We start from the raw sequence: 8,486 nt of genomic DNA on the forward strand, positions 1-8,486 counted from the left end.
CTCCTTCTGTTATAGGATTGTTGTGCTGGCCCTGATCAAGGGCCAGCGTGAGAGCCGTCAGGCAGCGGCTTCGGATTCCAGGAAGTCCCTGGCAAAACGCTGCAGTACACCACCGGCATCGTATACGGATACTTCTTCAGCGGTATCCAGGCGGCAGGTTACCGGTACATTAACGGTTTCTCCGTTGGCACGGTGAATCAACAGGGCCAGTGTTGTGCCTGGCCTTCGCTCACCGATAACATCGTAGGTTTCGGTGCCATCAAGCCCCAATGTCTTACGGGTTGTACCAGCCTTGAATTCCAGAGGCAGGACACCCATACCCACCAGGTTGGTCCGGTGAATACGCTCAAACCCTTCTGCCACAATGGCCTCAACACCGGCAAGCCGAACCCCTTTGGCAGCCCAGTCACGGGATGACCCCTGACCATAGTCCGCACCGGCAACAATAATCAGCGGCTGGCGACGCTCCATATAGGTCTCAATGGCTTCCCACATCCGTGTTTCTTTGCCTTCGGGCTCAATTCTGGCCAGAGAGCCCTGCCTGACTTCGCCATTAGCATCCAGACACATCTCATTGAGCAGCTTTGGATTGGCAAAGGTGGCCCGTTGCGCGGTCAGATGGTCACCACGGTGGGTGGCATAGGAGTTAAAATCTTCTTCCGGCAGCCCCATTTTCGCCAGATATTCACCCGCAGCACTGGTGGCAAGAATCGCATTGGACGGTGACAGGTGATCGGTGGTGATGTTATCGCCCAGAATCGCCAGAGGGCGCATGCCTTTCAGGGTGCGCTCACCAGCCAGAGCCCCTTCCCAATAGGGAGGACGGCGAATGTAGGTACTCATGGAGCGCCAATCGTAGAGAGGACTTTCGGCCTGTTCTGCCTTGCCCAGGTCAAACATGGGAATATAAACCTGGTTAAACTGCTCTGGTTTTACGGATTCAGCAACAATTGCGTCAATCTCTTCATCGCTGGGCCAGATGTCTTTCAAAGTGATGGGATTGCCATCCTGATCAGTACCCAATGCATCTTTTTCAATATCAAAGCGCACCGTACCGGCAATCGCATAAGCCACCACCAACGGTGGCGAGGCAAGGAAAGCCTGCCTGGCGTAGGGATGAATCCGTCCATCAAAGTTACGGTTGCCAGAGAGAACGGCCGTTGCGTACAGATCCCGATCTATGACTTCCTGCTGAATCTCCGGATCAAGAGCCCCACTCATACCGTTACAGGTGGTACAGGCGTAGGCGACAATGCCAAAGCCCAGTTTCTCCATTTCAGAAAGAAGACCTGCTTCCTCAAGATAGAGCCTGGCGACTTTGGAACCTGGTGCGAAGGATGACTTCACCCAGGGTTTCCGCACCAGCCCGAGCTCGTTAGCTTTTCGGGCCACTAGACCGGCGGCAACCACGTTACGGGGATTACTGGTATTGGTACAGCTGGTGATAGCCGCAATGATGATGGCCCCATCGGGCATTAAGCCTTCTTGCTCATCTTCTTTTTTATAAGGCCCCGCAACGCCACGACTTGCCAGCTCAGAGGTCGGCAAACGACGGTGTGGGTTGGATGGCCCTGCCATATTCCGGCAAACCGCAGAGAGATCAAAGGTCAGCACCCGCTCATAGTCAGCGGTTTTCAGATCATCAGCCCACAGTCCGGTAGTTTTGGCGTAATTCTCCACCAGGGCCACCTGTTCAGGCTCCCGGCCGGTCAACTTAAGATAATCAATGGTCTGTTCATCGATATAGAACATGCCGGCGGAAGCACCAAACTCCGGGGTCATATTGGCAATGGTGGCACGATCACCAATGGTAAGATTGGCAGCCCCTTCGCCAAAGAACTCCAGGTAAGATGAAACCACACGCTCATTTCTCAGGAATTCAGTCAGGGCCAACACGATGTCGGTGGCGGTAATGCCCGGCTGTCGCTGCCCTGTCAGCTCAACACCGACAATATCAGGCAGGCGCATCATGGAAGGACGACCCAGCATCACCGTTTCCGCTTCCAGGCCACCAACACCAATAGCGATAACGCCAAGGGCATCGACATGGGGCGTATGGCTGTCGGTACCGACACAGGTATCCGGATAGGCGACACCATCACGGGCCTGGATAACCGGAGACATTTTCTCCAGGTTGATCTGATGCATGATGCCATTACCCGCAGGAATCACATCAACATTCTCAAAGGCGGTTTTGCTCCACTCGATAAAGTGGAAACGATCTTCATTGCGACGATCTTCAATAGCCCGGTTCTTTGCCAATGCTTCCGGATCAAAACCGCCATATTCAACGGCCAGAGAGTGGTCAACAATCAACTGGGTTGGCACCACCGGGTTAACCCTGGCAGGATCACCGCCCTGCCCGACAATGGCGTCTCGCAATCCAGCAAGATCCACCAGGGCAGTCTGGCCAAGAATGTCATGGCAGACAACACGGGCCGGATACCAGGGGAAGTCCAGGTCACGCTTACGCTCAATGATCTGCTTCAGGGAGTCAGTCAGAGCAGCCGGGTCACAGCGGCGAACCAGCTGCTCGGCCAGTACTCTGGAGGTATAAGGTAAGGTGTTATAGGCACCCGACTGAATCGCTTCCACGGCTGCACGGGTGTCATAATAGTCCAGCTGGGTGCCGGGTAAGGGTTTACGAAAATCAGTGTTCATACGTCGAACGTCCACCGGGCAAATAATTTATTGTTATAAACCAAGAAGACCACAGAGAACACAAAGATAGCTTTTTTCTCTGTTGGTCTTTGTAATTAATCGCGGTCTTCAATAGCGACCCATTCTGCGCTTTCCGGTCCAGTATAGTCGGCAGATGGTCGGATAATACGGTTGTTGGCACGCTGCTCAATAACGTGAGCGGTCCAGCCAGCCACCCGGGAACAAACAAAGATCGGGGTAAACAACTTGGTAGGTATGCCCATAAAGTTGTAGGCAGAAGCGTGGAAGAAGTCAGCATTACAGAACAACTTCTTCTCCCGCCACATGACCGCCTCAACACGCTCGGAAACGGCATACAGATACTGATCACCCACCTGTTCAGACAACTTCCGCGACCACTGTTTGATGATGGCATTACGGGGATCAGACTCACGATAAATGGCATGGCCAAAGCCCATAATCTTATCCTTGCGGGCCAGCATACCCATGATCTTCTCTTCGGCCTCCTCAGGTGAGCGCCAGTTCTCGATCATTGCCATAGCTGCTTCGTTAGCGCCACCGTGGAGCGGGCCACGCAATGAACCGATGGCACCGGTCACACAGCTGTGAATATCAGAAAGGGTGGAAGCACAAACACGACCGGTAAAGGTTGAAGCATTGAACTCATGCTCGGCATAAAGCACCAGGGAAGCGTGCATGACCTGCACATGGAGTGGCTCAGGCTTTTTGTTGTGCAGAGTCCAGAGAAACTGCTCGGCGATGGAGTCAGCATCGGTATCAACATCGACCCGAACACCGTTATGGCTGAAGTTGTACCAGTAGTTGATCATGCCGGGGAAAATGGCCAGCATGCGGTCAATATGATCGTTCTGCTGTGAGAAATCCTGTTCGGTTTCCAGGTTACCCAGCATTGAACAACCGGTACGCATTACATCCATGGGGTGAGCATCAGCAGGAATCTGTTCAAGGACTGTTTTCAGGGCATCGGGCAGGGAGCGAAGGCCCTTGAGCCTGATTTTGTAAGCATCCAGTTCAGCCCGGTTTGGTAGTTTGCCATAGAGCAGCAGGTACGCGACTTCTTCAAATTGCGCCTTGTCTGCCAGCTCGTTGATATCGTAACCACGGTAAGTCAGGCCTGAACCGGTTTTGCCCACGGTACACAATGCGGTTTCTCCCGCTGACTGACCACGCAGGCCTGCACCACTTAATTTTTTTTCTGCCCCAGAGTTCGTCGACATAGTACTTCTCCGTTTTTTTTATTTCATTTTATGGATTCAGAAACTCTTTGGTTTTAACCAGCTGTTCACGCTCCTGGAAGGTCATCATGCCATCAGCGATAGCGCCACTGTTACCGTCACGCTTGATCACCTTCAGTACTTCCCGCATTGCGGTCACTGCAGCCCGCTGCAGGTCAGAAGGAATAATGATCAGCTGATAGCCCATCGCCTTCAGGTCTTCAGTTGGTACCAGTGGTGTTTTACCACTGTAAAACATGTTAATCAGCTTGGGACCGGGAGCCTGTTTGGCAATGGCTTCAATCTGCCCAATGGTCTGTGGTGCCTCAACAAACAGCATATCCGCCCCTGCTTCGACATAAGCCCTGGCACGATCCAAAGCATCGTCAAAACCGGTAACGGCAATAGCATCAGTACGGGCAATCACGGTGACATCGTCGGCATACTTTCTGGCCACCGAGACTTTCTTACACATCTCGTCAACAGATACCAGAGACTTGCCGTCCAGATGCCCGCAGCGCTTGGGAAACTCCTGGTCTTCCAGATGAAAAGCACTGACGCCCGCATTGGCAAAAAGCTCCACAGTGCGTTTGACATTCACCTCATTGCCAAAACCGGTATCCGCATCCGCAATGACTGGCAGAGAGGTGGCTGCCACGATCTGACGAACCCGGTCAACCACTTCCGTCAGTGTCAGCAGACCAATATCAGGCACACCGGTGCTGCGGGCAATGGCACCACCACTGGCGTATAACGCTGAGAAACCGGCTTCTTCACCGAGCCGGGCCGAAATACCATCGTAAACACCGGGAGCGGTGACAATGCCCTGCTCAGCGATCAATCGACTCAAGGCATTATTCTTTTGATTCATGGCGTTACCTCTGATTCTTAATTCTTGATATAAAGAGTGTTAACAACAGCATTATCTATGTTGCGGACCCTGTCGACGTCATAGACACCAAAGAACATGTTTGACAATATTTTAAACCGAGATATTTATACCGAACTTTACTCAGCACTTCTACCTGCATTGAAAACAACATATAACTAAATCAGTGACATATAGATCACAATCGCTTATTCAAAAAACATCTCAGAAAAGCTGCATTGTGTTGAAATAAAAGGCTATGCTTGCGCCGCAGGAGAGTTTCAACACACTCTGCTCTTGATGGCCGGTAACGGCGAGAAGAGTCAGACTGAAAACTGTTTGAGTGTTCCTTGTTGATCGCACGGAACTGAAGTTAACTCTAATTAACTCTAATTAACGCTAAGGAGTCATATCTTGGATACAACGATAAAAAATGCATCTTATGCATCAATACCTATGCAACCTCTAAACGAGGATCAAAAAGCATCAAGTGAAAATACAGAAGGATCTGTTAATACCAGCAATGGAAGGTGTTGCGTTATTGGTCTCGGTGTGGTCATTATCGGAGGCGTGGCATTAGGGCTAGGGCTTCGATTGACGGGCGGTAAGCAATTAAGTGCCAGTACGTCCGTGTCTGGACTTGGAAATACTCAGGGTTTCGATACCCGTGGGGCTCCAACTAGAACTGTCAGCAGCACCCCCGAGTCATTTATAACCAGATGCATATCATGCCCCCCTAATACCGAAGTAACTACTCCAAGCACTCCCTGGGCACCTCAAACAGCTACGTCGCCAGCACGCACTTATCCTCAGGGAACAACACCACCTACAACTTCCAACAACGCCCCCCAGCAGCCTTCCGCCAGCACAACAATCCCCCATAAACCCTTGGCAAGTACTAAACAATCTCTCTCGCTATCTCCATCAACTACTATAGTGCCAACATCTTCTAATCCTAATTCTACATCTTCAAACACTCCCGACTGAGAGATGAGATGATGTCCCCATCGGCTTTGATGTTACTGCTACTACATCAAGGCTGCCGGGGTTGATGGTTACTTTATCAGTTGAGATACTATCTACGGTTTTAAGTGCAATTGTTCTCAGGGAAGTTATACAGCTAACCATCGCGATCGCAATATCTGATGATAATTAGCACTTGATGGCTGGTTCGTGGATTGTAGACGATGGCATAGTGCCCCGGCTCCAGTTAAAATGCCGACTGTTTTGTTCGGACACCTGTATGAAGACGCTGACAATTCTGGAACTGGAATATAAAGACGATACCAGTCTCTACTTTGAACATTTTATTCACCTCCCTTATCCCTGTTTTCTGGATAGCTCGGTATTCGATGGAAAGCAGGCAGTCTATAAAGATCATTCCAGCCGTTATGACATTATGACTGCAGCTCCAGAAATGCACTTCACCTTCACCCCGGAAGGTGATTTGATGATTGAAGATCTTATTCAACAAAAAACAGAAACTGTTTCTGGAGCTGAACCTTTTTCGCCATTGCCAAAACGGCTTAATGCCATGAGCAAAGTCGACAATGCCGGCTTGCCTTTTGTTGGTGGCATGGTTGGTTACTGGGGATATGAACTGTGTGAACACCTTGAGCCGGACCGAATAGCCCATCGAGACAGTTCAACACCGCTGATGTCCGTCGGGCTCTATCAGTGGGCGCTGATCTGTGATCATAAGGAACGACGGGCCTGTCTGGTGTTTCATCCTGATATACCCGAATCATTGAAAACTGAAATTCTGCAAGCTATTGACCATAAAGTCAGGAAGTCAGACCGTTCACCATTCAAACTGCTCGACAGGTTCACCCCGACACAAACCCCGGCTGAATACCAGTGTGCATTTCAGCAAATTCAGGACTATATTGTGGCGGGAGATTGCTATGAGGTGAATCTTACCCAGCGTTTTACTGCGCCCTATAGCGGCGATTCCTGGGAAGCATTTAAAAAGCTCAGAACCATCACCAAAGCGCCCTACTCTGCGTTTATTTCGCGTCCTGACCTGAGCATTCTCAGCCATTCTCCGGAGCAGTTTATCCGGCTGAAAAACGGTCATGTTGCCACCAAGCCCATCAAGGGTACCCGTCCCAGGGGCCACTCTCCTGAAGAAGACCGTGCCATTGCTGAGGAGCTACAACATAGCCAGAAGGATCAATCGGAAAACCTGATGATTGTCGATCTGCTGAGAAACGATCTTGGTAAGGTCTGCAAGACAGGTACCGTGTCAGTACCCCGATTATTTGCCTTGGAAAGTTATGCCAACGTGCATCACCTGGTCAGTACAGTGAAAGGCCAACTGATGGACGATTATGATGCATTTGACCTGCTGGGAAGCACATTCCCCGGCGGTTCGATTACCGGAGCGCCAAAAATACGATCCATGGAGATTATCAGGGAGCTGGAACCGGTAGCCCGCACTGTTTACTGTGGCTCCATCGGCTATATCAGCTGTGATGGCAATATGGATACCAGTATCACCATACGGACGATTCTGGCCAAAGATGGCGAATTACACTGCTGGGGAGGTGGGGCGATTGTTGCTGACTCTGACTGTGAATCGGAATACCAGGAGTCCATAACTAAAGTAAAAAATCTGATGAGTACTCTGGAAAGGTTTCTGTAACAGAGTTCTTAGCGGATACACTCAGGCGGTGTGCTTAAAAGTTCTGGCCACTGCCTGATCCAGCCGATCAGATGATCCGCTTCTATCTGAAGGATATTAATGCAGGATTGATCTGCCAATGTCCGGGCATAATGCTGACTGACCTCAACAGGAACAATATCATCTCTGGACCCGACAAAATGAATTTGGGGGATATCGGATAAATGACTGCTAAAAGACTCAGGATTCAGAGCTGTCGGCATGTCTGAAACACCGTGATAGTGATTAAGGTAGCGGGGAGCAAGATTACCCGCTACGGTTCTGACAGAAATCACATCGTTCCTGTTAGCGGCCAGCAGTAGAGCAATGCTTCCGCCTCCGGAGTAACCGATCAGTTCAAGCTGACGGTAACCGCCGTTTTCTTTAAGGGATGACACCACAGAGTTCATAGTCTCAACCACCTTTTTGCTGTAACGCCCAAACGTCCATACCCTGCTATTGCAGTGGCCATTCATCTTGTACTGGCAAGGTTGTCCGAGATAAGCAATATCCGGTGATGCATCTTTCAGCATCAAGTGATGAACCAGTCGATTCGTCGGCGTAGGATCCAAGGATGGACGGTTAGATCTCAACCATGCCCGGCCATCCCCTTCAATATAGATGCGTAATGTGTCGCTCAACGGCTGTGACGGAGCCAGGGTGTAAACCGGCCAATAGAACTGATCATAAATGGTGGCAATCAACCCCTGGCGAAACGCATCCGGGCTGACTTCAGGAATTTGCTGGCGAGTCTCACAGCCAAAAATCAAACAGGCTACGAGAACGGAAACGATATTTCTTAAGTTTGTTTCATGCATTCAATATCAGATAGGGATATTCATAATACGGTGGGTTGTGAGATCAACGACACCATTCGGCTGAATGAAGGTGCCACCGACGGTGGTAACGTTATCAACGATGGTTCCGTTGACCAAATTATGCTGGACGGTGCCACCGTTGAGGCCCCCAGCCTGCAAAATTTTACGGTAACTATTCAGTGAACCCACCAAACCAGCTTACCAGACTGGTAAGGAATACCTGCCTTATAAGGGCTACGGAT

General features: G+C 50.4%; 6 protein-coding genes. 2 read left to right on the plus strand and 4 right to left on the minus strand.

The genetic code is table 11. The features are described 5' to 3' along the window. Positions 1–57: 57 nt before the first annotated feature. The 3 genes from acnD to ACO6V1_RS00605 form a co-directional block, all read right to left on the minus strand. Positions 58–2,661 (minus strand): Fe/S-dependent 2-methylisocitrate dehydratase AcnD, encoded by a 2,604-nt coding sequence (gene acnD, locus ACO6V1_RS00595; protein WP_422465406.1) that lies wholly within the window; start codon positions 2,659–2,661, stop codon positions 58–60. A 95-nt stretch (positions 2,662–2,756) separates the two neighbouring features. Continuing rightward, entirely contained in the window at positions 2,757–3,899 is a 1,143-nt protein-coding gene (gene prpC / locus ACO6V1_RS00600; RefSeq protein WP_422465408.1) for a bifunctional 2-methylcitrate synthase/citrate synthase, read from the minus strand. Positions 3,900–3,927: 28 nt separating this feature from the next. Beyond that, positions 3,928–4,767 carry an isocitrate lyase/PEP mutase family protein gene (locus ACO6V1_RS00605; protein WP_422465410.1) on the minus strand — a complete coding sequence of 280 codons (840 nt, stop codon included), beginning with the start codon at positions 4,765–4,767 and terminating at the stop codon, positions 3,928–3,930. 1,240 nt (positions 4,768–6,007) lie between these two features. Here ACO6V1_RS00605 and pabB point away from each other — a divergent pair. Beyond that, positions 6,008–7,408: an aminodeoxychorismate synthase component I gene (gene pabB / locus ACO6V1_RS00610; RefSeq protein WP_422444992.1), complete on the plus strand. Its 1,401-nt coding sequence runs from the start codon at positions 6,008–6,010 to the stop codon at positions 7,406–7,408. An 8-nt stretch (positions 7,409–7,416) separates the two neighbouring features. Here the strand turns inward: pabB and ACO6V1_RS00615 are convergent, their stop codons facing one another. Then, positions 7,417–8,244: a hypothetical protein gene (locus ACO6V1_RS00615; RefSeq protein ID WP_422444994.1), complete on the minus strand. Its 828-nt coding sequence runs from the start codon at positions 8,242–8,244 to the stop codon at positions 7,417–7,419. On the opposite strand from ACO6V1_RS00615, the gene ACO6V1_RS00620 reads away from it, so the two are divergent. Beyond that, a complete protein-coding gene (locus ACO6V1_RS00620; RefSeq protein ID WP_422459080.1) occupies positions 8,239–8,427 on the plus strand; it encodes a hypothetical protein in 189 nt (62 codons plus the stop codon). The genes ACO6V1_RS00615 and ACO6V1_RS00620 overlap by 6 nt on opposite strands. The last annotated feature ends 59 nt before the right edge of the window (positions 8,428–8,486 follow it).

It is taken from the genome of Endozoicomonas sp. ALC013, assembly GCF_049310205.1.
Taxonomy (GTDB): Bacteria; Pseudomonadota; Gammaproteobacteria; order Pseudomonadales; family Endozoicomonadaceae; genus Endozoicomonas.

Coding starts and splice junctions, on each gene's coding strand:
- prpC (WP_422465408.1), bottom strand. CDS start 3,899: ATGTCGACGAACTCTGGGGCAGAAAAAAAATTAAGTGGTGCAGGCCTG.
- acnD (WP_422465406.1), bottom strand. CDS start 2,661: ATGAACACTGATTTTCGTAAACCCTTACCCGGCACCCAGCTGGACTAT.
- pabB (WP_422444992.1), top strand. CDS start 6,008: ATGAAGACGCTGACAATTCTGGAACTGGAATATAAAGACGATACCAGT.
- ACO6V1_RS00620 (WP_422459080.1), top strand. CDS start 8,239: ATGCATTCAATATCAGATAGGGATATTCATAATACGGTGGGTTGTGAG.
- ACO6V1_RS00615 (WP_422444994.1), bottom strand. CDS start 8,244: ATGCATGAAACAAACTTAAGAAATATCGTTTCCGTTCTCGTAGCCTGT.
- ACO6V1_RS00605 (WP_422465410.1), bottom strand. CDS start 4,767: ATGAATCAAAAGAATAATGCCTTGAGTCGATTGATCGCTGAGCAGGGC.